At 59.3% G+C, this 26,807-nt stretch carries 16 protein-coding genes; 10 read left to right on the forward strand and 6 right to left on the reverse strand.

Annotated features, from left to right (window positions below; translation table 11 throughout):
* Positions 1-68: 68 nt before the first annotated feature.
* A complete protein-coding gene (locus tag ACFQY0_RS04115) occupies positions 69-905 on the reverse strand; it encodes a lysophospholipid acyltransferase family protein (protein WP_379709430.1) in 837 nt (278 codons plus the stop codon).
* A gap of 115 nt (positions 906-1,020) precedes the next feature.
* On the opposite strand from ACFQY0_RS04115, the gene ACFQY0_RS04120 reads away from it, so the two are divergent.
* On the forward strand, positions 1,021-1,437 hold the full coding sequence (locus ACFQY0_RS04120; RefSeq protein WP_379709432.1) for a 3-hydroxyacyl-ACP dehydratase FabZ family protein: 417 nt from the start codon (positions 1,021-1,023) through the stop codon (positions 1,435-1,437).
* A gap of 316 nt (positions 1,438-1,753) precedes the next feature.
* Here ACFQY0_RS04120 and ACFQY0_RS04125 read toward each other — a convergent pair whose 3' ends face one another.
* The gene (locus ACFQY0_RS04125) at positions 1,754-2,992 is read right to left on the reverse strand and encodes an AMP-binding protein (protein WP_379709435.1); all 1,239 of its coding nucleotides are present in this window, start codon (positions 2,990-2,992) and stop codon (positions 1,754-1,756) included.
* Positions 2,993-3,059: 67 nt separating this feature from the next.
* On the opposite strand from ACFQY0_RS04125, the gene ACFQY0_RS04130 reads away from it, so the two are divergent.
* Together ACFQY0_RS04130 and ACFQY0_RS04135 are read left to right on the forward strand one after the other, a co-directional pair.
* Entirely contained in the window at positions 3,060-4,304 is a 1,245-nt protein-coding gene (locus ACFQY0_RS04130) for a beta-ketoacyl-[acyl-carrier-protein] synthase family protein (RefSeq protein WP_379709438.1), read from the forward strand.
* Entirely contained in the window at positions 4,301-5,326 is a 1,026-nt protein-coding gene (locus tag ACFQY0_RS04135; RefSeq protein ID WP_379709441.1) for a beta-ketoacyl synthase N-terminal-like domain-containing protein, read from the forward strand. The genes ACFQY0_RS04130 and ACFQY0_RS04135 overlap by 4 nt, the downstream gene beginning before the upstream one ends.
* Positions 5,327-5,330: 4 nt before the next feature.
* Here ACFQY0_RS04135 and ACFQY0_RS04140 read toward each other — a convergent pair whose 3' ends face one another.
* Positions 5,331-5,792, reverse strand: coding sequence for an iron-sulfur cluster assembly scaffold protein (locus ACFQY0_RS04140; protein WP_379709443.1), 462 nt, complete (start codon positions 5,790-5,792; stop codon positions 5,331-5,333).
* A 48-nt stretch (positions 5,793-5,840) separates the two neighbouring features.
* Complete coding sequence (locus tag ACFQY0_RS04145; RefSeq protein ID WP_379709445.1) at positions 5,841-6,617, reverse strand: DUF4328 domain-containing protein; 777 nt, start codon at positions 6,615-6,617, stop codon at positions 5,841-5,843.
* 148 nt (positions 6,618-6,765) lie between these two features.
* Here ACFQY0_RS04145 and ACFQY0_RS04150 point away from each other — a divergent pair, with 148 nt between their 5' ends.
* The 3 genes from ACFQY0_RS04150 to folD are packed head-to-tail and all read left to right on the forward strand — an operon-like array spanning position 6,766 to position 8,539.
* Entirely contained in the window at positions 6,766-6,990 is a 225-nt protein-coding gene (locus tag ACFQY0_RS04150) for a hypothetical protein (RefSeq protein WP_379709447.1), read from the forward strand.
* Complete coding sequence (locus tag ACFQY0_RS04155; RefSeq protein WP_379709449.1) at positions 6,990-7,667, forward strand: lysophospholipid acyltransferase family protein; 678 nt, start codon at positions 6,990-6,992, stop codon at positions 7,665-7,667. Before ACFQY0_RS04150 ends, ACFQY0_RS04155 begins: the two co-directional genes overlap by 1 nt.
* Positions 7,664-8,539 carry a bifunctional methylenetetrahydrofolate dehydrogenase/methenyltetrahydrofolate cyclohydrolase FolD gene (gene folD / locus ACFQY0_RS04160; protein WP_379709451.1) on the forward strand — a complete coding sequence of 292 codons (876 nt, stop codon included), beginning with the start codon at positions 7,664-7,666 and terminating at the stop codon, positions 8,537-8,539. Before ACFQY0_RS04155 ends, folD begins: the two co-directional genes overlap by 4 nt.
* Positions 8,540-8,608: 69 nt before the next feature.
* Here the strand turns inward: folD and ACFQY0_RS04165 are convergent, their stop codons facing one another.
* A complete protein-coding gene (locus tag ACFQY0_RS04165; protein ID WP_379709453.1) occupies positions 8,609-8,956 on the reverse strand; it encodes an EF-hand domain-containing protein in 348 nt (115 codons plus the stop codon).
* Position 8,957: 1 nt separating this feature from the next.
* Positions 8,958-9,890 (reverse strand): type I phosphomannose isomerase catalytic subunit, encoded by a 933-nt coding sequence (locus ACFQY0_RS04170; protein ID WP_379709455.1) that lies wholly within the window; start codon positions 9,888-9,890, stop codon positions 8,958-8,960.
* A 127-nt stretch (positions 9,891-10,017) separates the two neighbouring features.
* Between ACFQY0_RS04170 and ACFQY0_RS04175 the strand changes: the two genes are divergently transcribed.
* From ACFQY0_RS04175 to ACFQY0_RS04190, 4 genes are all read left to right on the forward strand, one after another.
* Entirely contained in the window at positions 10,018-13,392 is a 3,375-nt protein-coding gene (locus ACFQY0_RS04175; protein ID WP_379709457.1) for a mechanosensitive ion channel domain-containing protein, read from the forward strand.
* 86 nt (positions 13,393-13,478) lie between these two features.
* On the forward strand, positions 13,479-15,965 hold the full coding sequence (locus tag ACFQY0_RS04180; protein WP_379709459.1) for a DNA translocase FtsK: 2,487 nt from the start codon (positions 13,479-13,481) through the stop codon (positions 15,963-15,965).
* A 403-nt stretch (positions 15,966-16,368) separates the two neighbouring features.
* Positions 16,369-25,095, forward strand: coding sequence for a tetratricopeptide repeat protein (locus ACFQY0_RS04185; protein ID WP_379709461.1), 8,727 nt, complete (start codon positions 16,369-16,371; stop codon positions 25,093-25,095).
* A complete protein-coding gene (locus tag ACFQY0_RS04190) occupies positions 25,092-26,783 on the forward strand; it encodes a hypothetical protein (RefSeq protein ID WP_379709463.1) in 1,692 nt (563 codons plus the stop codon). Before ACFQY0_RS04185 ends, ACFQY0_RS04190 begins: the two co-directional genes overlap by 4 nt.
* Positions 26,784-26,807 lie beyond the last annotated feature (24 nt).

Below are 26,807 nucleotides of genomic sequence, written 5' to 3' on the forward strand. Positions count from 1 at the left end.
TTTGTCCTTCTGACTAGTGGCCCCTGAATCCTGACCCCGCAAGCCCGAAGAACCCTGACGCATCACTTTCACTCGACCTCGATCTGGCGGCGCAGCTTGTGCGGACGGGAGAGGTTGTGGATGTAAGTCTCGCTCAAACGGTTGGTGAAGGCTTTGGCGCTTTCGTTCTCCTTGGGAACCACGGCGGTTCCGAGCTCAAAGGAGAGCTTCAGGGGAAAGTCGGGTCGCTTCCACAGGGGCCAGCCTTTTTCGAGGAAGCGGGTATTGCTGCGGACGTAAACGGGGAGGACGGGGACCTTGGCCCGTCGCGCGATGAGGGCGCAGCCACCGCGCAGGGGGTTGATCCAGCGGGCGTCGCGACGGGTGCGGGTGCCCTCGGGAAAGAGCAGAAGCTGGCCGCCGTGGCTGAGGGACTCGGCGGATTTGCGGACGAGACGAGCGGGCGAGCTATTCGGGATGTAGCCAGCGAGCCGGGCGCCACCTCCGAGGAAGGGGTTGCAGAGAATGCTTTCCTTCATGATGCAGATTGGCTGTGGCAGGCAGGCGATGACAAAAACGGCATCCCACAGCGACGTGTGATTCGGAGCGATAATGATCGGCTCGGATTTCTGTCGGAGAGGTGCCAGCGAGTTGAGGTCGACCTGGACAAGTCCGGTGATGCGCAAGTAGTGGACGAAGACGCGGAAGGCGCGGTGGAGCAGGCTGCGGCCGAGGATTTGCGCGCGGCGGCGGGGGAGGATGATCCGCAGCGGCAGGGAGACCAGGGTGAAAAGAAGGCCGAAAACGCCCCAGTAGAGAATCCCGCCGCCCATGGCGAGGGTTTCGAGCGGCCACCACCACCAGGAGCGGGTGGCGACAGGAATCGAGCGGGAATCTCGAACGATGCTGGGTTCGATGGGAGGCATGGCGGGACAGCGAAAGGATAGGGAATTCTCGGGTTGGTGAAAGGGCGAAGTGCGCTGGGATCGATTCGATGAAATTTCTGTGGCCAGTTCGGAAGCTGGTCAGTTAGTGAGACTTATGTCCAAACTTGACGCGCTCCCCCATGGTCCTGAATTCCGATTCGTCGATGAACTGGTTTCATTGGAGCCGGGAAAGCAGGCGCTGGGCCGATATCTGGTGAAAGGGGATGAGGCCTTCCTCGTCGGGCATTTCCCCGGGAATCCACTGATGCCGGGGGTGATCTTGATTGAGGCCATTGCCCAACTCGGGGGCGTGGTGGCGCAGAGTGATCCGGAAATTGCGGCACTCAAAAATCTGCTTCTGACCGGCGTGCGCGGCGCGAAGATTCTGGGCGCCGCGGTGCCGGGGGAGTTGTTGGAAATCGAGGCGACGGTTGAGGGAAGGCTTGGGGGGATGATTCAGGTGAGTGGCCGGGTGTCGACGGCTGGGAGAGAGCTGGCAACGGCAAAAATCATGTTGAGCGGGGAGGAATGAATTTGGAGTGCGGTGGCAGAGTGAGTCAACGAACGGCGACACCGCCGCGTGACCGTATGGGGACGTAGCTCGATTTTATCTGTCGTTGGAAGGGCTTTTTAACGTTTCAGGATGGAGAGGGTTTTAACCGCAGATGAACGGGATGGACGCAGATTGAAGGCAGGGGGGAGATGGAGTCTTTAGCGTCAAGCGAACTTGATTTGGGGAGAGGAGTGGAAAGGTGGCACGAAAGCGGTGTCGACGCTCCCTCCTTCGCGCAAGGCTACGGCGGGCAGGCGGAGACTCACTCTGCCACCGCAGTCCAAATTTCGAGACGCTACTTCGCGAGGCCGGCGTGCTTTTTCCGGAGGGACTGACGCGTGAGCTGCCAGTCGCCAGGCTCGGGATCGGTAATCCAGTGGCGGGGGATTTCCCAGCCGGCGAGGGTGTCGGCTACGGCTTTTGAGAGGTCTCTGATTGAGTGGTCGGTGGTGATCAAGGCGGCGACTTCATCGACACGTTCGGGGTCGTGGCTGGGGATGCCGAAGACCCGCACGTCCTCGATGAAACCGGTGGCGCGGAGAACCGCTTCGATGCGGCCGGGGCCGAGCTTGCGACCGGCGACGTTGATGGTGTCGCCGCCGCGTGAGTCGAGGAGCAGACGAGGGCCGTCGAGGTGGCCGTGGTCCGGGGTGAGAAAGCTGCCGGCGGTGAGCTTTTCGTCACTACGGGAGTCATCGTAGCCGAGAGCGACGGATGAGCTCCGGATCATGAAGCGTCCGCTGGCATCGAGCGTGACATCGACGCCGGGAAGGGCTTCGCCAAGGTCGTCGGGGTGGCTGCGGGGGCTGCTTGAGCGGTCGTAGGAAATGCCGCCGCATTCGGAGGCGCCGTAGAAGTTGTGGAGCTTGAGGCCGCAGTCGTTCCAGATGGCGGTTTCGAGTTCGAGCGAGAGCGGAGCACCCGCGGAGATGGCCAGGGCGATGGGGGCATCCTTTAATATCCCGGAGCGATGCCAGGCACGCCACATCGAGGGAACGGCAGGGACGATGACTCGCTTGTGGTTTTTCCAGGCGGCGGTCACCACGGCGGGAAAGGGGACTTCGACAGTTTGAATCGGGATGCCGTGAAGGAGCAGCGGCAGAATGATACTGGAGTAGCCGTAGGAGTGGCTGAGCGAAATGGTTGCGAGGTTGGGAATCTCGGGGGTGAGGTCCATCGCCGCAACGAGGCGGTCGGCATCGGCGGCGATCTGAGCGGCGGTGAAGCGGACGGTCCGGGGTTGGCCTTCGTTGCCGGGAGTGAGCTTGAGGTGGGCGACGCCTTCGGGGATCGGACCGAGCTCGGGGAGGCCGGGTTTTTCAAGAGGGAGAATCGCTTGGCCATCGCGCCAGCCTTGAAGGGTGGCGAGGGCGATCTGATGGGCGGAACCCTGGGCGGCGATGGGGCCGGTGGCTGCAGGAAGAGCGGCAAGGGACTCGGCGAGGTCCGAGAAGGAGGAGACGCGCTCGCCATCAAAGATGGCGGGCTGATCACGGAATTTCTCCAAGGTTTTGTTCCAGCGTAGAAGCAGCATTTGACAAGCTCGCTGCCCGTTGACTAGCTGGCAGGGCCGCATGTCGGCCAGCCTGAATTCCCAGACCGTGGCATATCGTTCCGATCAACTCCCCTCAATCCCAGCTCGCCCGGTCGTCATCACCGGTGCGGGAATCCACACGTCGATGGGCGGCGGATGGGCGGAAAATGCCGAGGGATTCCGCGCGGGGCGGACGGCATTTCGGGAAGTCGACCTGTTTGATGTCTCGCGCCAGCGGGTCGGCACGGCCGGTCAGGCGCTGATGCCGGACATGCCTGCGATGGCGGGATTTCCCAAAAAGCAGTGGGAGCGCATGGATCGTGGGACCCGGATGGCTCTAACGGCGGCTCGCGAGGCTCTGGAGCAGGCGGGGCTGAAGGGGGCGATGCCGATCATGATCGGAACCTCGGCCGGGGCGATGCCGATTGGCGAGGCTTACTACAATCAAGCGGTCGAAGGTTGCAGCAAGCGCGGGCAGTTTTTGCGGGTCGAGAGCTACCAGCCGCAGCGGCAGATGACGGCGATGGCGAGGGCGTTGGGGATTCACGGGCCGATACGGATCATTTCGAATGCCTGTGCCTCCGGTGCGAATGCGATCGGGCATGCCTTTCAGATGGTCCGCGAGGGAAAGGCGGACCGGGTGCTGGCGGGAGGGTACGATGCGTTGAGCCAGATGGTTTTCGGTGGCTTCGATTCGCTGCAGGCACTTTCGCCGAGTGGGATTCCACGGCCCTTTGATGCGGCTCGCGATGGATTGGCGATTGGGGAAGGGGCGGGATTTGTGGTGGTGGAGGCGCTGGAGTCGGCGATCGCGCGGGGCGCGAAACCGCTTGCGCAGATCATGGCCTATGCGGCCGCAACGGATATTCATCACCTGACCCAGCCGCATCCGGAGGGTGATGCCGCGTTGATGACGATGAGCGCCGCGACGAAGATGGCGGGCATCGAGCCGGGGCAGATCGACTACATCAACTCGCATGGCACCGGCACGCCGCTGAATGACATCGCGGAAGGTCGTGCGATTCAAAGGTTGGCGGGCGTGGATGTCTCGAACATCAAGGTGAGCTCGACGAAGTCGGCGATCGGTCACCTGTTAGGTGGTGCGGGTTCGGTGGAATCGGTGATTTGTTTGCTGACGCTCGAGGGCCAATGGTTGCCGCCGAGCCTGAACGTGCGCGAGGCGGATGAGGTCTGCACTTTTGACCTGCTTCGCGGGACGCGGGAAACGACAGTGAATACCGTGCTGACGAACTCGTTCGGCTTTGGTGGTGCGAATGCGACTTTGATTTTCCGGAAGGAGGTGGGCGCGTGAGCCGGGTTACGATCAGTGGCACGGGGGCGGTTTCTCCTGCGGGATGGGGCGTGGCGGCATTGATGGAAATGCTGCGCAGCGGGGTGAAGGCGGAAGACTCGATGGTCGAGCGAAAGACGGCGGACGATCGACTGATTGCATCGCCTGTCGCGCGGGTGCCGAAGTTGATGGACAAGTCACTTTTGCCGAAGAACCCACGCTTGAGGCGGACGAGTCCGATCGGGAAGTTTGCGGCGGCTGCGGCATTTGAAGCGCTGGGACCAGAGCGATTGGCGGCGGCTCAGGCGGGCGAGATCCGGGTCGGCGTGATCTGTTCGCTGATGAACGGCTGCGTGAATTACTCGAATCGATTTTACGGCGAGGTGCTGGGCGATCCGGCCTTTGCGAGTCCGATTCTTTTCCCTGAAACGGTTTACAACGCGCCATCCAGCCATCTCTCCGCGATCCTCGGATCGATGGCGCCGAACGATACATTGGTCGGCGATGGTGCCGAAATTTTCACCGCGCTCGAGGTGGCGACCGAGTGGCTGCTCCGCGGGGATTGTGAGGTGTGCGTGGTCGTGGCGCCGGAAGAAATTGACTGGCTGAGTGCGGAGGCAGTCGGCCTGAGGTCAGCCGAGATCACGCCCTCCGAAGGCGCGGGCGCGGTGGTGTTGGAGTTGGATGGGAATGGGCCGACCTTGTTGGCGATTCCTGATCCGGTGAGCTATTCGGAGCTGGGCGACCGGACGGAAGCTTTGAGAAAACTGCGTGGCGAATTTTCCGTCGATGAGGAAAGCACCCTGTTGGCGGATAGCCGGATCGGGGTCGCGTGGGTCGATGCGATTGAAGACGCGGTGTTTGGCGACTGGAAAGGTGCGCGGATTTCAACGAAGTCGCTGCTCGGTGATGCCCTGGGAGCCTCGGCCAGTTTGCAGCTCGTCGCCGCCGTGGAAATGCTCAAGGCGGGTGAGGCGGAGCAAGCGATGGTGACGTCGCTTGGCGGGAACGAACAGGCAGGTGGATGTTTGTTAGGCCGTTAGACGATCAGTCGAGTGGTACTATTTTTATCGTACCTTTCGGCTTTTGCATCTCGGATGAGAGCGTGGGCGCGAGATCTTGAGTGGGTGCGTCGGCAGGTGAGCCGTCGAGAGCACTGCGAAGCGCTCCTTCGACCAGTTGGCCACAGTGGATTTTCATCGGTGGGAGCGGACCAAGTTCTCCGGTGAGTTCGTTGGCCGAAAGATTGCGTGCTTCCTCGGCGGTTTTGCCTTTGAGGAGTTCGGTGGCCATGGAGGCCACGGCGATGGCGGTTTGGCAGCCGAAGGATTGGAAGGAGGCGCGGTCGATGACTTTCTGGCCGTCCTTTTCCGTAAATTTCAGCCACATCCGCAGCATGTCGCCGCAATCCGGCGAGCCTACGGTGCCGACGCTATCGGCATCGTTCATTTCGCCCTGGTTCTGAGGGTTGGAAAGGGCGTCGCGGACTTTCTCTTCGAATTCGCTCATGCGGGGAAGATGCCCGAGTTCCCGGAGGGAGCAAGCCGGAGATGGAAACTAAAGTGCGGGAGTTTCCGCAGCGCCGGAACCGCGGTGGCTGCCATTGCGCTCAAGCTGGGCGCGGGTGATGTCTCGGACAAGGATGATGGCCAGGACGCTCAGTGCGAGACTCAAGGGAAGCACCACCAGATCGAAGACCGAGCTGCTGATGTATTTTTCGATGGTGTCGGCACGGTTGCCGAGACGGAACGAGATCTGTCCGAGGATCGCACTGGCGACCCATGTGGTCCACCAGAAGGGCAGCACACCACGGAGGATGCCTTGATCGGTGGCGTCGCGGATTTCCCGCATGGCAGTGTAAGGTTTCCAGAGATTGATGATGGGGATGAAGTAATAACCGACGGCCCATCCGGGGGTGATCGTTGTGATGAATTGATTAGACTGCCGGGAGAAGAGCCAGGCGTTCTTCGAGCTGCGGATGATCCATCTGGCGAAGGCAACGATGGTCGCAATGTAGAGAATCAGGAAGAGGATCGCGGAGCCGCTGAGGGCAAGCGGAATCCATTGATGGGTGAGGCCTTCGAGATAGCTGCCGCTGCCGTCGGACTTTAGAACGTTGAGCTCTGCGGCGGTGATGAGCATCATCAGGATTTCGATCACGGTCGAGGCGATGACCAGACCGATCACCACGCGTGAAAGGGTGTGGGTGTTGATGAAGGGGCCGTAGGGGCCCTGACCTTCCGCGAGGCTGGGGACATGGGGTGTCGGAATCGAAGTCGGTGTTTGGTAAGGGTTGGTCTCGGGCAGAGATGGATCCTGACTTTGATCTGACATATCATAGGGAAAGGCAGATAGGGCGGGCGCTGTCGAGGAATTAGGATGCCCGTGAAGAGGAATGACAGGCGAAGGGCGAAAGCGTCCACGGCGGAGCTTGCCAAGCGGCGGGCTGGTGCTGAGGCTGGGGCGGCTCACTCGTTGAAGCATGCATTTTCTGGGAATCAAAATCGGTCGGGAAGCCACTCGCGTGGTGGCGTTTGATCTGGAGGCGGCGGCGCTGACGGATGAGGCTTCGGCCCCGCATGTCCGGATCGGGCGATCGGGCAATTCCCGCTGTCAAATGAATCACCGATGCCACGGGTTCTATCAGAAGCTGTTAGCCCGCCAGCATTGGCTGGTCGACCCACTTCAGACGGGAGGGTTCCGCTGATGGCCAAGTCCACTGAGATTCGCGAGAGCCGGAAGGCGACCTTGATTGGCAAGACGGCGGGATGGCTGATGCGGGGGCTCTGTGCGACGCTGAGATTCGAGTACCTTGATCGTTGTGGGATCGGGAAGAGGGGGACCTTCCCCGGGCCGGTGATTTACTGCCTGTGGCACAATCGCATCTTCACGGTGCCAGCTGCATGGAGAAAGCTTTGCGGCGCCGATCGCCGGGCCGTGGTTCTGACGAGTGCCAGCCATGATGGAGCCATGCTGGCGCGAGCGGTCGGTGTTTTTGGGATTGGAGCGGTGCGCGGGTCATCGTCGCGGCGGGGAGTGGCGGCGCTGGTGGCCTTGAGGAAGGCAATGCGCGAGGGCCTCGATATCTGTCTGACGCCGGATGGTCCGCGTGGTCCGCGCTACGTGCTGCAGCCCGGGGCGGTGAAGCTGGCGGAGGCGGGACGCGCGCCGATCATTCCGGTCCATGTCGAGTTCAGCTCGGCGTGGAAACTGAAGAGCTGGGATCGATTTCACGTGCCGAAGCCATTCAGCAAGGTGCGCGTTATTTTTGACGAGGCGCTTGCGGTGCCCGCCGAGCTTTCAGAGAGTGAGTTCGAAGAATGGCGTTTGCGGATCGAGTCGGTCTTGCGTGCGGGCGCTGAAGATTTTACCGAAGAAGCATGAGCAAGGTGATTGATGGCAAGGCAGTGGCGGCGGCAGTTCTTGAAGAATGCCGGAGCGAAGTGGCGGAGATGAGGTCCAATGGCATCACTCCTGGCTTGGCGGTTGTGCTCGTCGGGAGCGATCCCGCATCGCAGGTCTATGTCGGATCAAAGGCGAGGACCTGTGAAGACCTCGGGATCTATTCGCGCAAGATCGAGCTTCCCGAGGAAACGACTCAGGAGGAACTGATCAAGGTGGTGGAGGAGCTGAATGCCGATTCCGCGATTCACGGGATTCTGGTCCAGAGCCCGCCACCCAAGCACATCGACGAAGAAGCGGTGATCCGTACGATCGACCCACGCAAGGACGTCGATGGTTTCCATCCGGAAAATGTCGCCAAACTGGCGCTGGAAGATTCGAGTGGTTTCGTGCCCTGCACGCCTGCAGGCTGCATGCGCTTGCTGAAGGAAGCAGATGTGGAAACGAAGGGTGCGAATGCCGTGGTGATCGGTCGAAGCATGATCGTCGGCAAGCCGATGGCTCTGCTGCTGATGGCCAAGGGATCGGATGCGACAGTGACGGTGGCGCATTCACGCAGCCGCGACCTTCCCGGAATTTGCCGTCAGGCGGACATCGTGATTGCCGCCGTGGGTCGTCCGGAAATGGTGACGGCCGATTGGGTCAAGGACGGCGCGGTGGTGATCGATGTCGGAATCAATCGCGTGGACGATGCGACGAAGAAGCGAGGCTATCGTCTAACTGGCGATGTGGCCTACGAGGAGGTCGCCGCAAAGTGCGCGGCGATCACGCCGGTTCCTGGTGGCGTGGGACCAATGACCATCGCGATGCTGATGAAGAATACGCTCAAGGCTGCAAAGCAGCTTTCGAGCTGAGAGCGGGGGAGCGGGCCGTGGACTTGAAGTCCACGGTTTGACGAAAGGGTCCCACCGGGACGCTTGGTACTACTCTGCGGCGGCTTTCTTCTCCCGATATTCGCGAATGAGAGCCTCGGGGCCGGTGACGGCACCGGACTGGGTTTCGCGGAGGGTGAGTTTGCCGTCTTTGTCGAAGTCATAGAAATCGACGATGGCATCAACGGTTTCGGGAGATTGGTCGACCACCCCGACGGTGCTGAATCCCGCGACGATCTCGGAGCGAGTCAGGAAGCCGTCGCCATCGGTATCGATGAGGTCGAATTTCTCCTGAAGCCCGATCATTTTGCGTCCTACGACTTGTGGGTCCGTTCGCGATGCGGTGCTGCTGCAGGAAGCGACGAGGAAACCCAGGGGGATGGCGATGAGTGCTTTCATGTCAGGGAATGGTGGTGCGGAGCAGGGTGGTGTGGGCGGTCGAGGTAAGCTGGGTGATTCCTCGGGGAAGGAGGAAGAAGTCTCCCTTCCCGAATTCGCGTCCCGATGGGGAAACGACCGAACCTTCGGCCACGGAGATGATTGAAAATCGATCAGCGGACTCGTTGCCGATCTGATCGCCGGGCGCGAGAATCAGCTTCTCGACCTTGAAGAACTCACACTCGGCGACGACCGTTCCGCGTGCTTCGTCCATGCTGGGCTCGAAGTCGTCGAAGTCGATGCTCTTCATCGATTGCTCGACGTGGAGCTCGCGGGCTTTGCCGTCGAGTCCGACGCGGTTCCAATCGAAGACCCGATAGGTGGTATCCGAGTTTTGCTGGATCTCGTGAATCAGGAATCCGGCACCGATGGCGTGAAGTCGGCCGGAAGGAATGAAGATCGATTCCCCTTTCTTCGGCTCAATGGCATGAACGACGTCGGCGACGCTGCCATTGGCCAGAGCGGCTTCGAAGTCCTGACGAGTGATGCCCTTTTTCAGTCCGGCATAAAGCTTCGAGCCGGGGTCGGCATCGGCGATGAACCACATCTCGGTCTTGGGGTCGCCTCCGAGGGAGGGGGCGAGCTCAGCCGGTGGATGGACTTGAATGGAGAGATCGTCGCGTGCATCGAGGACCTTGATGAGAAGCGGAAATCGCTCGGATGACGGAAGGCCGGTGCCGAAAATGACATCGCGGTGATCGGTCCACAGGTCGTGAAGGGATTTCCCGGCATAGGGGCCGTCGACGACCAGAGACTGCTCATTTTCGCGATCGCTGATTTCCCAGGATTCTCCATAAGGTGCGGCATCGGGGAGGCTTCGGTGATAGGCACTCTCAAGGCTGCGGCCGCCCCAGACTCGCTGCATGTAGAGGGGCGTGAAAACGATTGGTTCCATGTCGGGGAGTGTGGATGAATTGGATGGGGGAGTCCATCCCAAGCACTGGATGTTTTTTTTGCGGGTGGGGGGAGCGGTGGGTTTCAGTGGCGCTCCTCGCATTGGTCGAATATAGGTTTCCGAAGTGATGAGAGTGAGAAACACGCTGACGCGGGCGACCCTGCTTGGGTTGACCGCATTGGCCTTTATGTCGGGTGTGGTGATGGGTCAGGGGACGACGCCTCCCGCAGCTCCCCCAGCTCCGTCGACGCCCCCCGCTGAGGATCCATCAGTGGCGGGAAACTCGAATTTGGAGGTCTCGGACGTGGAAGCCCAGATGGCAAAGATCGAGAGTTCGGGTCTCGATACGGCGGCGCAGGAATCGCTGAAGGGAAAGTTTGGGACGGTGATAGCTCGTCTGAAAGTCGCGGAAACGAACCGCAGTTCCGCGGCATACTTCCGGGATTCGTTGGTCGTAGCTCCGGACGAAGTGGTCCAGATCCACAAGGAGATCGAGAGGTTGCCCTCGACCGCCAATGCTTCAAAGGTCGACCTCACGCTGGGGGTGGAGGGACTGAGGAAGGTGATCGATGCCACGCGGGCGGAGTTGGCCGACCTCACGGGTCAGCTCGATAGGGCGTCGGACGAGCTTGTCCGGGTTCGTGGTCGACCGGTGGAAATCGGGGCGCGATTGCCGAAGGCGCGGATCGAGCTGGCGGATGCGGAGGCGAGGTTGAAGGGGCTTTCGGCAGGGAGCGACGAATCCCTCTCGAAGATTGCGGATCAGATGGCGGCGCGGGCCGCGAAAGAGGTGTTGGCGAGCGAGGTGGACATGCTCACCCAGGAGCAGTTGAGCCAATCGGTGCGGGAGACACGAAGACTGGCCCAGCGCGATCTGTTGCAGCGCAAGAAGGAGAATCTCAGCGCCTATTCGGCCGCCTTGGATGAGCGCTTGAAGCACCAGATGGTGGTCGACACCAAGGATCTGGAAACGCGGATCAGTGCCTTGCCGAAGCCGCCCGGGAAAGAGGATGAGGAATGGGAGGCAAGGTCTCAGGAGTTGAAAATCCTTGCCGATAAACTGAAATCCTCGGGGCAGGGGCTCGATAAGATCAACCGCAATCACCGCGATCTTGCAAAGCGACGTGATTCCGTTTCGCAGAATTACCAGAACATTCAGGACCAGGTGAAGCTAGGTGCCGTCGATGGGAGTTTTTCCCAGGTACTGATGCGGCAGATGCGCCTTTTGCCGAATCCGCGGCCGCTTTCAAAGGAGATCAAGGCTCATGAAAACGAGGTCCGCCAACTGATGCTGGAGAGCTTTCAGATCGATGAAAAGCAGCGCGAGCAGTCAGGTCTGAAAAAGGAGCACGAGGGGGATGCTTCGTGGCAAAAACTGCTCGCGATCCGCAGCGAGCTGCTGAGCAAGTTGCGCAAGAACTATGCGGAGCTGGTGCGCGAGTCGGCACGCTTCGAGACGGACGAGCGCGCCTATCGAAACCTCATCGTCGAGGTCCGGAAATACCTGTCCGCGCAATTGTTCTGGCAGAAAAGTTCGCCACTGATCGGTTCGGAAGTCATGAGGGATATTCCGGCGGCGGTGAGTTGGACATTCAGTCCTGAAAACCTCGGTGACTTTGCCGCCGCACTGAAGTCGATCCCGACCCGGCAGCCGATTCTAACATGGATGGTGGCCCTGGTGGTCACGGTCCTGTTGGCTTTCCGCCCTCGACTGATCCATTCGGTGGAGCACAGCGGGAAGCGGATCAGGAAGATTTCGACCGATCGCTATTCCCATACGCTCCGCGCCCTCCTCTACAGCGTTCTCCTTGCGTTGCCGCTACCGCTGGTCGTCGGCTTCATCGGCCACGGAATCCTGGGCGACCCCAAGGAGTCGGACTGGGTTCTTGGTTTTGGAGAAGGGATACTGTGGATGACCCTCTTTCTGTTATGGGTGCTGATTGTCCTCGAATTCTGCCGCCCGGGTGGCCTCGGGGAAGTTCATCTCAACTGGAGGGAGAGATCATGCAAAGTGCTGCGCCGTTCAGCGTGGTGGCTGATCTTCACCTACGGACCCCTTTCCCTGCTCGCGAGCACGATGCTGTATGAGGAAAGTGCCAAGCATTTCGACAGTGCCGGTCGTCTCTTCATTGTGCTTGCCCACATCTCAATGATCATCGTCGCGGCATTTCTTTTCAGCCCGACCAAAGGGCTGTTTTCAAGCGAGCTCGATGAGTCGCATCAGAGCTGGTTCTGGAAATTGCGGTGGCTTTGGTATCCCTTGCTGGTGGGCTGTCCGCTGGCCCTGATGGTCCTTGCCTGGATGGGCTATCTCTGGACCGCGCTGATCCTCAGCATCGAGTTCCAGGTGACACTCCGCATCCTGTTAGCTGGCGTGGTGATCTATGGGCTTCTGGTTCGTTGGTTCACCATTCGGGAGCGACGAATCGCGCTGGCCGAAGCGCTGGAAGCCCGTAGGGCACGGCGAGAACTGGCCGAGAAATCCGAACAGGAGACGGATACTCCCGATTTCCTCGAGGTCACCGAGGAGGAACTCGAACTCGATGATGTCATTGCCCAGACGCGGCGCCTGTTGCGTGTTGCCGTGGGCATCGCCACCGTGGTCGCTGTTTGGTTTCTTTGGTCAAGCACGCTGCCGGTAGATCGTGAAACAGAGGTGGCCCTCAGCGAAAAAGGCTTCAACTGGCTCTCAGTGACTCAACTCGCCGTGCTGATTCCGATTTCCCTCTCGGTGATCAAGAATCTTCCCGGTCTGATGGATCTCGCCGGCCTCCGCTCCAGCGGTCTCGAATCGGGAACGCGCTACGCGCTGACGACGCTGTGCCAGTACTTGGTGACAGCCGTCTCGCTCGCGGTGGTCTTCAGAATCCTTGATCTCGACTGGTCACAGTTCGGATGGATCGCCGCGGCTCTGAGTGTCGGCCTCGGCTTCGGTCTTCAGGAAGTCGTCGCTAATTTCGTCTGCGGGATCATCATCCTTTTCGAACGTCCGGTCCGGATTGGTGACGTCATCAGTCTCGGTGAGGTGACCGGAACCGTCACCCGGATCCGCATGCGGGCGACGACGATCACCGATTGGGACCGCAAGGACTTCATCGTGCCGAACAAGGAGTTCATCACCGGATCGCTGATGAACTGGACGCTGAGTTCGCCAGTCAACCGACTGGTGATTCCGGTGGGCGTGGCCTACGGAAGCGATACGCGGGTGGCTCGTGAGATCCTCATGGAAATCGCCGAGTCCCACGAGTTGGTGCTCGATGAACCCAAGCCGGCCGCGTCGTTCGAAGCCTTTGCCGACAGCACGCTGAACCTGACCCTACGCTGCTATTTGCCCAATATGGACAACCGCCTGAAAGTCAAAACTGAGCTCTGCGAGACGATCAATGAACGCTTCAAGGAGGCTGGGATCGAGATCGCTTTCCCACAGCAGGATATCCATCTGAAAGGGATCGATCCTTCAATTTTGGCCCTCACAAAGCGGGAGTCTGCTCCGAAAGCTTGATTATTAAGGTCTTACTAAATATCTGTATCTTGAAAACAATCTTGCTCACTTGAGGGGGGCGGGGGATGCTTTCGCGACAAAAAACGATGGGGAAGGGAGATAATCGCAAGCGAGGCCAGAAGGACGAGCCGTCAAAATGGTCGAATGAGATCATCGGGATCATATTGATTGCGGTGGGCTTGCTGCTGTTTTTGGCAGTGGTTTCGTTCACCCGCAGTGATCTTCCGGTGTGGAAGATCGGATCGACGATTGCGGACGGGACGGAAGCGACGCTGCCGCGGCAAAATTTCATTGGGAGCATCGGAGCGCTGCTGGGCATGGTCCAGTTTGGTCTGCTCGGGAAGGCGGGCTTCATGGTGCCGATTGCCTTGATCTGGTTTGGCGTGGTGAAGTTGGTTTTTGATGGTCGGCTATGGCCGCGCACCATCGTGGGTTTTCTGGTGCTGGCGATCAGTGGTGCTGCGTTCATGCAGGCGGTCTTTGCCGAGCCAGGTCAGATCATGAAGCCGGGTGGCGTGGTGGGGGTGATCCTCGCCGGATCTTCGGCGGTGCCGATGGCAGACGGTTCGATGTCGCCTCCTCGAGGGTTGCTGATTCCCCTGATCGGAAAGTGGGGCACGATCATTCTCAGCGCCTGCTTTTACCTGGTCTCCCTGATCCTCTTGGTGGGTCAGCGCCCGGTTCAATTTCTCAGGGAAACGTTCTCGCTGGCGGGCAGCGGTGTCGAGAAGCTCAAGGAACACCGCGAAGCGAGGTTGGTCGCCGGAGAAAAGGATGAGATGCGAGCCCGTGAGCGGGAGAAGGAAAAAGAGGCACGCCGCAAGGAGCGGGAAGAGAAAGCCGCCGCCAAACAAGCCGAGAAGGAGGCCGAAAGCCCGCAGGCCGAGTTGCCGCTTCGGGAAATACCGGCACCTCAGATCATCGATGCCTCTCAGCGCCGCATCAATGCCCCGAAGCCAGGAGCCAAACCCTTCGAACGGAAGAGCCAGGAGCACCTTTCGCTCTCCGTCGCGGGCTTTGAGGACTACGAGCTTCCCGGCTTCGACATGCTCGATGAAGTCGAGGAGACCGAGGAATCACCGGAAGCCAACCGCGAGATTCTGATGGCGACCCAGAAGACGATCGTCGACACCCTGAATTCCTTCGGCATCGATACCTCGCCGGGCGACATCACCCGTGGCCCGACGATTACCCGCTACGAGATCTATCCGAGCGCAGGTCTGCGGGTTTCAAGAATCTCCCAGCTTGAAGCCGACATTGCGCGGGCCACCCGTGCTGAGCGCATCAACATTCTCGCGCCGATTCCCGGGAAAGACACCGTCGGTATCGAATTGGCGAACTCCGAGAAAGTCGCCGTGCCGCTGCGGGAACTCCTGCAGGATCCCGAATTCAGCTCGGCGAAGAAGAAGATCCCGCTGGCCCTCGGAAAGGATGTCTACGGCAAGACGGTCATCGGCGACCTCGCTGCGATGCCTCACCTTCTCGTCGCCGGTGCCACCGGTTCGGGTAAGTCGGTTTGTATCAACTCCATCATCGCCTCGATCCTCTTCAAGTTCGGACCGGATGAACTGCGCTTCATCATGATCGACCCGAAGGTCGTCGAGATGCAGATGTACAACAAGCTGCCGCACCTCGTCGTGCCGGTGGTGACCGATCCCCGCAAGGTGGTGGCCGCCCTCAAGTGGGTCGTCAACGAGATGGAAAAGCGCTACCGCATCTTCGCCAAGTGCGGCGTCCGGAATTTCGACGGCTTCAACAGCCGCGTCCGCCCTGAAAAGGAAGAGGTCGAAGTCGAACCGGAAGTGGAGGAAGAAGAAGTCAATCAGGAAGAAATCGATGCCATCGCCGCTGCTTTGGAAGCCGGTGACCTCGGTCCTGAAGCCGACGAAGAGGACCTCATTCCCGATGAAGATGAGATGCCGGACCGTTTCCCCTACATCGTGGTGATCGTCGATGAGCTCGCCGACCTGATGCAGACGGCTCCCGCGGACGTCGAAATGAACATCGCGCGCATCGCCCAGAAAGCACGTGCGGCGGGCATTCACCTGATCATCGCCACCCAGACGCCCCGTGCCGATGTGGTGACCGGCATCATCAAGGCGAACATCCCCTGTCGCGTGGCCTTCCAGGTTTCCTCGCAACTCGACTCGCGCGTGATTCTGGATTCAAAAGGTGCGGAGAAACTCGTCGGCAAGGGTGACATGCTCTACCTGCCACCCGGCTCCGCGAAACTGGAACGTGCCCAGGGTGCTTTCGTCTCCGATGAAGAGGTCGAGCGACTCGTCGTCCACTGCTCGGGTCAGGCCGAACCGAAGTTCGAAGAAGACATCCAGAAGTCGATCGAGAGCGGTGCCTTCGACGATGGCGAGGATGATGTCTCGGATGCCGATGAAGAACTCATCATCAAGTGCATCGACGTCGCACGTCAGGAACAGAAGTGCAGCACCTCCCTGCTCCAGCGACGTCTGCGTCTCGGCTACACTCGCGCCGCCCGGATGGTCGACATCCTCGAACAGCGCGGCATCATCGGACCCGGTGACGGAGCGAAGGCACGCGAGGTTTACGTCAAATAGGGGAGCGAACGCACTCAAGTGGATCCCTCGCAATGTCCGGGTGCCTCAGCTGGAGCCCGAGCATGAAATTCAATGCATGACGCAGTTACGGGGATCCTAGTAGAAGGCTTGGAGTTTCGCCGATGTTGACCCATTAATGGCTGGTCTTTCCTCGAGCATCGTTTCTCGAAGTTGAGGTTTCTTTACTCAAGTCGCTCAAGGCCGGCCGATCTTTCATGCCGCGAGTTTCCGTCGGCGTGGGATGATTCGGAGAATTTTCGTAAGTCGTAGGAAGAGAGCGGTTTATCGAGGTGGTTGCTGGTTTTCTGGGTTTCAGAAATACTTAATGAGGCCGAAGGAAGTGTTTTTTTGGCGACACTCCCAAACGAATCTGCGAAATGAGGTGTTATATTTGGCATAAGTTATGGTTCGTCGTCTCTCTCTTGTCCTCGCCCTCTTCTGTTCGCCGGTGCTGGCGGACGATTCCGCTGTTCCCGCTGCTGCTGCGAAGTACCATTCAGCACTGCTGAAGAGGCCGCATCAGGCGACTTTGTTCGACCGTTTCCAAGGGGCGTGGCTGGATGAAAAATCGGGTGACGAGCTGGAGGCATTTCTGAAGGCCGAAGCGAAGGATGCGGCGGGATGGACCCTGCTGTCGCACTACTATTTGAGAAAAGGGCAGGACGATCAGGCTCTGGAAGCGCTCGGGAAAGCGCTGGAGGCTGAGGCCGGGGACGGCCTGCTCCGGATTGAGCGGGCACGGCTGAATTCACGTCGCTTGGATTTCGAGGCGGCGCTCGCGGATCTCGTAGCGGCGAGCAAATCGGAGGATGAAAGCGTCGCCATTCAGGCGTCGAAGATGCTTGGCCGGACGAAACTCCGGGCAGGAGACATGGAGGGCGCCGTCGAGGTATGGAATGCGACCTTGAAGGCGAACCCGGGCGACGAGGATTTGTTGGAAGACCTGGTCGAGCTGGCGGCGAGCGAAGGGGACGCGGAGCAGGCGGTGAAGTTCATGGATCAGTTGCTGGAGCTGACCAAGGACCCCTATCAAAAGGCTTTGCGGGGAATGCGTCGGGGAGACCTGTTGAGCATGGCAGGCAAGGTGGACGAGGCCCTCAAGACCTATGATGAGGTGCTCGCCAAGGTCGGACAGGGGTCATGGCTGGAGCGGGAGGTGCTGGCGCAGATTGAAAAACTTTTCCGCAAGGATCAGCGGACTGCGGATCTGAAGGCTCATTTGGAAAAATTGTCGGAGGCAAATAGCGGGCGACTGCTGATTCACCGCCAACTGGCAAAGCTGGAGGCTGCCGAAGGGGAACTGGATGCGGCGATTGGCCGGTTTCGCGAAGTGCTGAAACGGTCGCCAGGTGAGCACGAACTGCGGGCGGAGTTCATCCGCATGCTGGTCGATGGCGAACGTCTCGACGATGCCGTGGCCGAGCTGGAGAAGCTGATCGAACAGCAGGCGGGCGATGCGGGATTGTGGTTGCAGATGGCGGCATTGCGGCAGACCCAGCAGAACCGGCCTGAAACGCTGGCAGCCCTGCAGAAGGCCCGCGAATTGATGGGTGGAGGTGAGGCGAGTGATCTGCGCGTGGCCGGACTGATGCTGGAATATGAGTTTGAGAAGGAAGGTGTGGCGCTGTTAGAAAGCATTGAAGGTGCGGGAGCGAAGGAGATTCTCGCCTCCTATTTTGCGCGAAAAGGGAAAAAGGACGAGGCGCTCAAGTTGCTGGCCGAGTTGGGCGCCAGCGATGATCTGGATACGGTGCTGCGCTCGGGTTCCTCCATCTCGGCACTCGGCGAATCGGAGCGGGCCTATGAATTGCTCAGTGGTCGACGTGAGTCATTCGGGAATGAAAGCCGCTATCTGACATCCCTGGTCCAGGCTTCGATGGCTGTCGGGAAATCAGCGGAGACCGTGGCCGACGGGATGAAGCTGGTACGTCTGGCTCAGGGGTCGCGGGAACTGGGCGAAGCGGTCGGCCTGGCGGCGCGGGGAATCGAGGAGGCCAGGCAGGTCGATGCGATGATCGAGAAACTTGGCGCGGATGGGGCGAGTGCCGCCGATACCTGCCTGCTGGCCGAGCTACAGGAGAAGAATGGCAATTTTTCCGGAGCCGATGAGCTGCTTGAGAAGGCAGGCGACGCGACACTCGTGCGATTTCATGCGGCTTTGTTAGAGAGACGCGGTGAGCTGGATCGGGCTGTTGAGGTGCTCACTCGTCTGGCGGATACGGATGAAGGGCGGAGTGCTTCGTATTTGAAGGAGCTTGCCTCATTGCAGCAGCGCGCAGGCAAGTGGGACGATGCTCTCAAGACGGCCGAACGCTGGAAACAAAGTGCTCCGGGTGACAAGGCTGCCTGGGTTTTCAGCTCGGGACTGATGCGTAGCCGGGGCGATGTCGATGATGCGTTGCGGGAGATGCGTCAGGCGGCGGCCCGATTCGACAACGATGCCGATCTGCTTTCGAATCTGGCAGGTCTGCATGGCGACCGCGCCGAGTATGCGGAGGCCGAGGCAATCTGGTGGCGTCTCTATGATGAATCAGAGAGCGTCGTCGAACAATCGCGCTGGGCGACCCAGTTGGCCCAAGCGGCGGTGGTCAGCGGGCGGACCCATGAGTTGGAAGAGCGGATGATCGAAAAATCGCGAGCCAACCGCAAGTCGGTCGGTCCGCTGTTAGGTCGTGCGGAACTCGCCCGGCGGATGGGCGATGAAGACAAGCGTCGCGACCTGCTTCTGGAGGCTGTCAGGATTCAGCCGCAGGATCTCGACCTGAGGATGCAGATTGCCGGTCTCGATGAACAGTCGGGCGAACCGGGCCGGGTGCTCGCGATGCTTGAGGAGGCTTTGCCCTTTGATAAGGATGACCGGGTTCGGCGGGCGCTGGTGCAGGCCTGCCTGCGTCAGGGAGAGATCTCGAAAGGCCTGTCCCACCTTCGGGCGATCACGGGCGGGAAATCGGTGGACCTTCGCGAGCTGGAGCAGATGGCGCTCTCGCTGGCAGGTAGCGGGCTTTACGAAGAGGGCATCACCCTGCTGCGCGAAGGACTCGCTGGCGGTGCCGATTGGCGATCAACTTATCTGCTGGCCTCGCTGCTTGAGGAGGACGGCCGCGAAGTGGAAGCCGTTCCACTTTTCATTGATCTGTTAGGCGCTGAAGGCGAGTTGAAGGGCATCACTCCGTCGGCCAACCATCAGATGCAGTGGATAACTCAGCAGCCGGCGGTGATTCAGGGAATGATGCGTCTTTCCCAGGCATTTCGGTTGAAGAATCAGCAACGGGGTCAGGGCATGCGCCAGCCCATGAGCCTCCCGGATGATCCTGAGATGACGCAAAGTCTGGCTTTGGCCCATTTGCATGGCCTCAAGGAGAAGTTGGGCGGCGGAACTGCGGAAACGATTGCCCGTCGACTCGAGGGGATTTCCGAAGGTGAGCTGGAAATGGCCCATCTGCTGACCACCAACGCTTGGAGGGATAATCTTCCGGATCTGTTGGATAAGTATCCCGATGAGGTCTCCGTGGTGACGTTCGCGCTGGTTTACGCGGGATACCTTGAGAAAGGCTTGGAACCGGAGATTCTCCGCAAAGTTCTCGAGTTGGACGGCTTGCCCGCCGAACAGCGTTATGTCGCGGCAAAGATGCTGCTCACGGCCGAGCCGGAGAAACCGGAAGCCAGCGAAAAGTATCTTGCCGCAGCCGATGACTATCTGAAGCAAGCAAAGCAACCCAGCGAAGTGAGGGTCGCGACGGATATGCTGGTCCTTCTCGATCTGGAGGAATTGGCGGAGACCACGGCAAGCCAAATCAAGGAGCGGATGAAGGAGTGGCTGGATGAGCGTGATGAAGAGGGGGAGCCGAAGATGAGAGGACTGATCCGAATTCAGATGCTGGCGGTAACAGCGGATGATCCGGATTGGGCGAAGGTTCTGAACGAGGAATTGGACCATCATATCAAGACCAACAAGGGACGAAGTGGTGGAATCGCAGGCATTTCCCATCAGCAACTCCGGGCACTGATGGCGCAGGGATTCTCCATGAATCAGATTCGGGGTTTCTATGGAAATCGCCGGCAGTCGGATTGGAGTCTCGAGACGCTGCCGCTGGAAAGGGTGCCAGACTGGTTCTTCTGGGCAATCAGCGGCGTCACGGAGGATGAAGACGAAGCACAGAATCTGGGGGAGGCTCCGAAGGCATCGGAATTGCTCAAGGTGATCGATGAATTCGATTCCCCCGTCATGCGTGCCTGGCTTGCCCTGAGGGCCGGTGATGAGGAGGCCGTGGCCAAGGCATTCAAGGCGGACACATCAGGCCCGGAGCGTTTGGACATGGCCCTGTTGAAACTCGTCGAGCTCGAGGGTCGCTCGGAATCGAAGGTTGATGAGAAGTTTGTGCTGCTGTTAGATGCCAGAAAGCTGGCGGCGGGACAGGCCAACCTGTCACAGGGGCTCGACCTCGCCTTGTTCGAGATCGCGACGGACGAACTCAGTGAGTCAGTGCGGAAGGAACAGCGCGACGAGTTGAACGCCCTGCTTTTGCGGTGCCGGGCCCTGATGGGCCGTGAGGGTGAAAGTGAAGTGGCGTCCCGTGCGGAGATGCTGGGTCTCACCGAGTTGGCGAAACGTCTGAATGCCGGTTCGAAGCAAAACCTTGCTACGACGACGCCTCTCACGGGGGCGCGGATGGCGCAGGCAAGTCAGAACCGGGGATCATCAGGTGCCACGGATCCGGTAGATCGAGTGAGGGAGTTTTCCGCCAGTGGAAAACATGAGGCGGCGGCACGTGAAGCCCTGAAGACGTATCGACAGCTGAAGGGAAACCGTTGGTACGATCAGGACAAATTTGAAGAGTTGAAGAGGGCCCTGGGTGAGAAGGGCGGGAAGGCACTGCTTGAACTTGCCAACCCGGGCGCCTCAAAGAGCCTCAGCAAGCGGCTGGAGTTCGTGGATATTTGTGAATTGCTGGGAGAGGACGATGTCCGGGTGAAGTTGCTTGAAGAGATGCTGAAGGAACGCCCGAAGGATACGGATGTCGCCTTGAGGCTGGCATTCGCAGAATCGATTGATGTGAAGCGGGCTGCGGAGTTGTTGAATGTCGCAGCGCTCAATGGTGACCAGCTGGCGCTTCACGTGCAGAAGTCCGCGCGAGGATTTTTTAGTGCAAAGGAAGCCACCCGTTGTTTCGACTTTATCGAGCGAACCGCCTATTGGTTGGAGGAGAACGAGGATCTCACTCACACAAATCTGAGCTGGGTCAGCTACTATTCGAAGGACTTCTTCGAATCGCTCTATCAGCTCTCACTTCCCGGTCTTATCAATCCATCAGAGCGGTCGAGCGAGAGCGTTAGCGAGGAGCTCGTCAAGCAGAGGGAGGACTTGGCGCGTCGCCTGGGCATGGCGATGGCGCGGCATGAAAATCTCGCGGAGCCTGCGTTCCGGTTGATGATGGCTTGGAAGGAAAGCGGCATCGCCGATGAAAAACTCGATGAGATCGCCCGAGTCGCCATTCAGGAAGGGGATGGGAATCGCTATGGAAGCGTATTCATGCTGAGAACCGGCAACGGTGGTTCGAGCTCGGGGAGTGATCTTGATGAATGGACCACGTGGCGATGGCTCGGTGAGCGGATGGCGGATCAGCCGGCTGAGAAGATCCTTCCGCCTGCCTATCTTGAAAAGCTGGGTGAAAGGAAGCCTGAACTCGCGAGCATGCTCGCCAAGCTGGGTGGTCTCGATAACCTGAAGGCTCTGGAGGAGTTCTGGTCGGCCGATGAGATGAAGAAGCTCAATTCGGAGGATGCTGATGGGATCCGACGGGCGATGATTCGGCGGAGTTCGGATATTGATGGAGTGGGTCCGTTTTTCCTCACACGTCTGAAAGAGTTGCCGGACCTGAAGAAGGGCGAGGATCTCGATGAGAAAACCTGGCAGCTGGGAACGATCGTGCTTCAATCCTTGGCTACGGATGGAACCAGAGCCGAACTGATCGATGGTGTGGAGACCTTGTCGGAAAAGACCTTGGGCAGGGATCCGAAATGGGATGATGTCATGTCGAACCCGAATCAATGGCAGACGCTCAACAAATTGGAGGAGCTCGTTTCAGGATCGTCGAGCCTTGATCCATCGGCATTGCTCCGCCTCTACGCGGCTTTCTTTTACGCAGGTTTACCGGTGGACTCCAGCGAGTATAGCTTCCGCAATATCGTTCAGAAAAAGCATGCTAAGACCGCGGAGGAGGCAGTGACTTTCCTCGATAAGGCGGGCCTGCTCTGCGAAATGGAGGAGTGGACACCCCCGGCACTCGTGACTTACAACATGAGTTCGTCTGGTGGCCGAACTCAGGTGGTATTGGCGCATCACGTGATGCTCGACGAGTTTGGTAAAGGGGTGAAACTTGAGGCCAAGGAGCAGGCGAAGTTGATAGAAGCTCTGGAGAACAGGAAAGAGGGTCGCTTCGGAGCGATGATGGTTCTTGCCTCGATGGAAAGTGGCGAGGCAAGAAGTGGTCGTGTCGTCGAGGCTTTCGCCTCGGTAAAGAACAAGGGGGTGACACTAACCGACAAGCAGTCGGCAATGGTCCGGATCGCCGCAGACTGGCTTCCCCAGGGAGATCTATCAAAACTGCCGGAGGACTTGCGTGATCTGGTGGAAGAGAAGAGGGAGGAAGCGACGAAGCAGGCGATGAAGGAGGCGGACGAGTTGATCGTGAAACTCGGAAAGGGGCTAGGCAGGGATCAGGATGCTTTCGAACTCGTTGAAGCTCCTTTGCTCGCCCTGATTCCGCTTTCGATTGATAAGGCGGTGGCCTTGTTCGTGGCAGCTGAAAAGGCTTACACCACCTCACTGAAAAGCGGTGGAAGTTTCTCCCGCTACAGCAGTAGCGGATTGACGACTTCCCGCCGGGACGAGGTGCTCGAAGGGCTTCTCAAGAATAACAATCGGGGAGAGGCCGATGCCCGGAATCGCTTTGCGTTTCTCGCGGCGATCGCGAAAAGCGAGTCCGCGGAAAGACTGTCGTTCGCGGGGCGTCACGGCGACGGAATCCACGAGATAGTTGTTCAATCATGGGTTGGTGAGATTGATGTAAGCGCGAAAAAGACAAAGGATTACCTATGGTCCCGATTTGAACAAATGCTCGATGTGGTGGAGTCGATGGATCCGGACCTTGCCGACCATGTTTACGTCGGTCTGATGGCAGGCCTCGCAGAGGGCTCGAATATCGACAGGCGTCGCAAGGAGAGTTATGTGAAAATGCTCAACGCCCGGAAGCCATCGCGCTGGAGGGACTATACGAAGACCGTCGTCGGTGTGATCGCGGCTCCAGAAGATACCCCCGAGGGCCGTCATCAGACGCGCAAGGAGGTCGCCGCGCTTTTGCGGGATGAGCAACTGCCATTCATCGTCAGGTTGGAGTGTCTCTACTTCATGGGTTACTTCACTCAGGCAACTTTGAATGATGCCGAGGTTTATGAGGCGATTGCGGAACTCTTCGAGGTGTATGCCGGTGGGGAACGCAGCGTGGTGAATCCCTTTTCCCAACTGGTCTTCGGTGTGCTCGCACGCAATCCGGGTGATGAGCGCGGTCAAGCGGCGGTTGCACGAGTGGTCGAGGCCTTCTGGGAGAACTCGCAGGCACCGAAGCCTGCCGGGCATTCGGCCATCCCGACGGAGTTGGCGGAACATGTGCTCAAGGCCTCGATCTTCGGACGTTCAGCAATATCAAAGGAGATCCTGGCTCGGCTGCGCGCGGCGGTGGCGGGTGACTTTGGCGTGGCGCTCTGCTTCGCGATGATGGATGATTTCGAGAGCGCCAAGAGCTTGATGCCTCCCCCAACCGTGAGCTTTGGGCACTGGGAAAATGGTGTGCTGGCGAGTGAGGAAATGGATCAGAAGATGGAGGAGTTCAAGCGCTTCCTCGATGATCCGCTTCTTGAAATGAGAGTCGATGGCATGCTGATGCAGATTCGTGGCGATAAGCGTGTGAACTACTCGGAAGTGGGGCCGAAGTACCGTGCTCAAACACTCGAGGTGCTGAAGAATCTGGCTGAGATGGAATCGGTCAACGACGAGGTAACCGTCGAGATTCTGGCTTCCTGCGTTGGCTTCGCATCGGATAATGCCTTGTTCGGAGACGCCGTGATCAATTGGGCCAAGGACAAGGAGTTCTCGGAGATCTTGCAGAAGCGGATTGCGGCCAAATCAGGCACGAAGGAATACAAGAACTCGAACGACGCCATCACCCTCTATGCCTACGCCGCGATGCATGCGGTGATGAATGGCGATGTGAGCCTGCTCAGCAGCGTCCTCGATGGCTTTAAGAACGGAGGAGGGGGGAGCCGTGGGAGCTGGGCACTGGAGGAGTTGTTTACAGACTTCGTGCAAAGGGCCTCCTATCTTACCTACGTGGCCGTCGCCGAGCAGAAGACAACGGCTTTCGCGGATGGCGCACCGATCTTTGCGGACTTGGCAAGATTCGCCATCGCGCAACCCTCATTCGATCTATCCCCTGAGTTCCACCTTCCGATGACCATCGCCAAGATGATGTGGGCGAGCGCCGGAACTCCGGAGAAATTCGACGAATTCATCAAAGGCCTTCCGGAGAAGGCTCAGAAGCACATGAAAGCTCAAGGCTGGGCCACGGATCCGGTGGCGATGCTTCATCCGTGTCGGGATTACACGGCGATTCGAAGCGATCCTGACGGTGGCTTACGTTACCAGTTTTTGAGGGAAATACTCACCCGTCCCGAGTTTGAGATCATGCTTCCTCGGGACGATCAATGGCTGAACTGGCTGAAGGACACCCATTTGGAGAAACCTCTGCAGAAGGTCATGAAGGAGGAGCGCGGAAAGACTCATGGTGTGGGGACGGCGGTTCTTGCAAGCTACGAGGCACGACTCGCGAATCAGCGGAAGAATTTCGAACTCTGTGAGAAGAAGTTCAAAGAGGCGCTGGATGCGAGTCAGGGGGACGAATGGAAGGCATTCCATGGATCCGTCCAGATGCAACTCGCCGACTTCTATTACAAACAAGGTAAGAAGAAGATGGCGCAAGAGATGTTTGATTCCATCAATCGAAAGGATTTGATTAATCCATGGAAGAACCGCTACGGGCGAATGCAGAAAAGCTGGGCCGCTGATAAGGAATGAAAGAAGCCGAGCCAGTTCACGCATTGATCGATGCGGTTAGACAGCGCTGCCACGCGTTGCTTCTGAAGCGGGTGGCGGTGGCGACGCTGCTGGGCGCTGCCGTCGTTGTCCTGCTGGGCTCATTGCTGTGGCTTGTTCGCGGCCAATCGGTTCCTCCGTCGTTCCCCGTCGTTGTGACGGTAATGGCGGTATTCCTCGGCCTGGCATTTTATGTCCACGGGCGCATGGATCGGGTGCGTGCGGCGGAACTTGCGGACCGTCACTTCGGACTGAAGGACGGGCTTGTTAGTGCACTATTCCTCGAGGACTCCGGGTCCGAATCAGAGCGCAAACTGCAGTGGTCCCGGCTTGCCCCGAAACTGGAGGATTGCCGACCGGAAACGATCGATGAAGCATTTCCGAAACGACGGGCGGTACTCGGTGGGGTGCTGGCAGGAGCGGCATTGTGGCTCTGTCTCCTTCCGCCATCGCCCGCGGTGCTGGCTGAGGAAAAGGAACGAGCTGAAATGGCCGAGCGGGTGGCCGAAGCGAAGAAGGATCTCGAAGAGCTGATCGAGAAGCTCGATGAGGATATCGTCGCTGCGGGCGAGAAGGAGGTGCTTGCTCTGGACGAGTTTCGCAAGCTGGTGAAGCAGATAGATGAGAACGGCGATCGTACGGAAGCGACCCGGCAGTTCGCAAGGATCGAGCAGAAGATGCGTGAGGCGGCTCGGGCCCTCGATCAGCGACGCGATATGGAAACGCTCGATATGGCGGCCGTTGAGTTGGGCAAAGCGGAGGAAACGGAGCCCCGCCAGCTTGGAAAGAAATTGGAAGCGAAGGAGCTCGAGGATGCCGAGGAGATGCTGAAGAAATTGGCCCAGAAGAAGATCGATCCGAAGGACTTGAAGAAAGACGAGGAGGGAAAGAGGAAGTTGGCAGAAGCCCGAAAGGACCTCGCGAAGATGAGGGCGACGACCAAGCGACTCGCGGCAGCCGGCAAGCAACGTCAGGGTGCGGCCAAAGCAGGCGGGGGTGCGGGTAAGGCGGCTGGCGGAGGAAAGGGGAATCCCGGCGGCGGCGAAGGGCAGATGGGGCAGGGCGGGAATGGTCAGCAGCAGGAGGGACTCGAGGATTTGATGGCCGAGCTGGATGACGCCGCCCGCGAGTTGAAGGAAGCGCTCGAGGAGATCGAGATCGATCCGGACGCGGAGTTCGAGGACGGCGAGTTCGATGGGCCGATGGCTCGTTTCAATGGCAAGCTCGACCAATTGCGCGGCAAGTTTCGGAGGATGAATGCCAAGCAGCAGGCGATGGGGAAACTCGATCAACTTCGCCAAGGCCTCGCCCAGGCGCAGGGCATGATGCAGGGACAGCAGATGCTCGGGCTGGCGCAAGGTCAGGGAGGACGCGAAGCGGGGAGGGGGTCGTCCTGGTCCGAGCGCCAGGAGAAGGATGACTCGCAGAAGAACGGCGCGATGACCGAGTTGAAAGGCCAGCATGGCAGTGGACCGTCACTGAGTGCCGTGGAGGAGGCGGAGAGCGGCACCGGAGTCTCAGGACGCCGGGGAACCGCGAAGGAACGTGACTTCGCGCGTCAGGTGGAGTCATTCGTCCAGCGGGATGATATTCCGGAAGGCCTTAAACTCGGAGTGAGAAACTACTTTGAAAACGTCCAGTCGGCCGCATCGAAGCCGGAGGACGAGTGAATGTTTGTGAGATAGAAGATTTGA

The sequence above is a fragment of the Haloferula chungangensis genome (assembly GCF_042664875.1).
Taxonomy (GTDB): domain Bacteria; phylum Verrucomicrobiota; class Verrucomicrobiia; order Verrucomicrobiales; family Akkermansiaceae; genus Haloferula; species Haloferula chungangensis.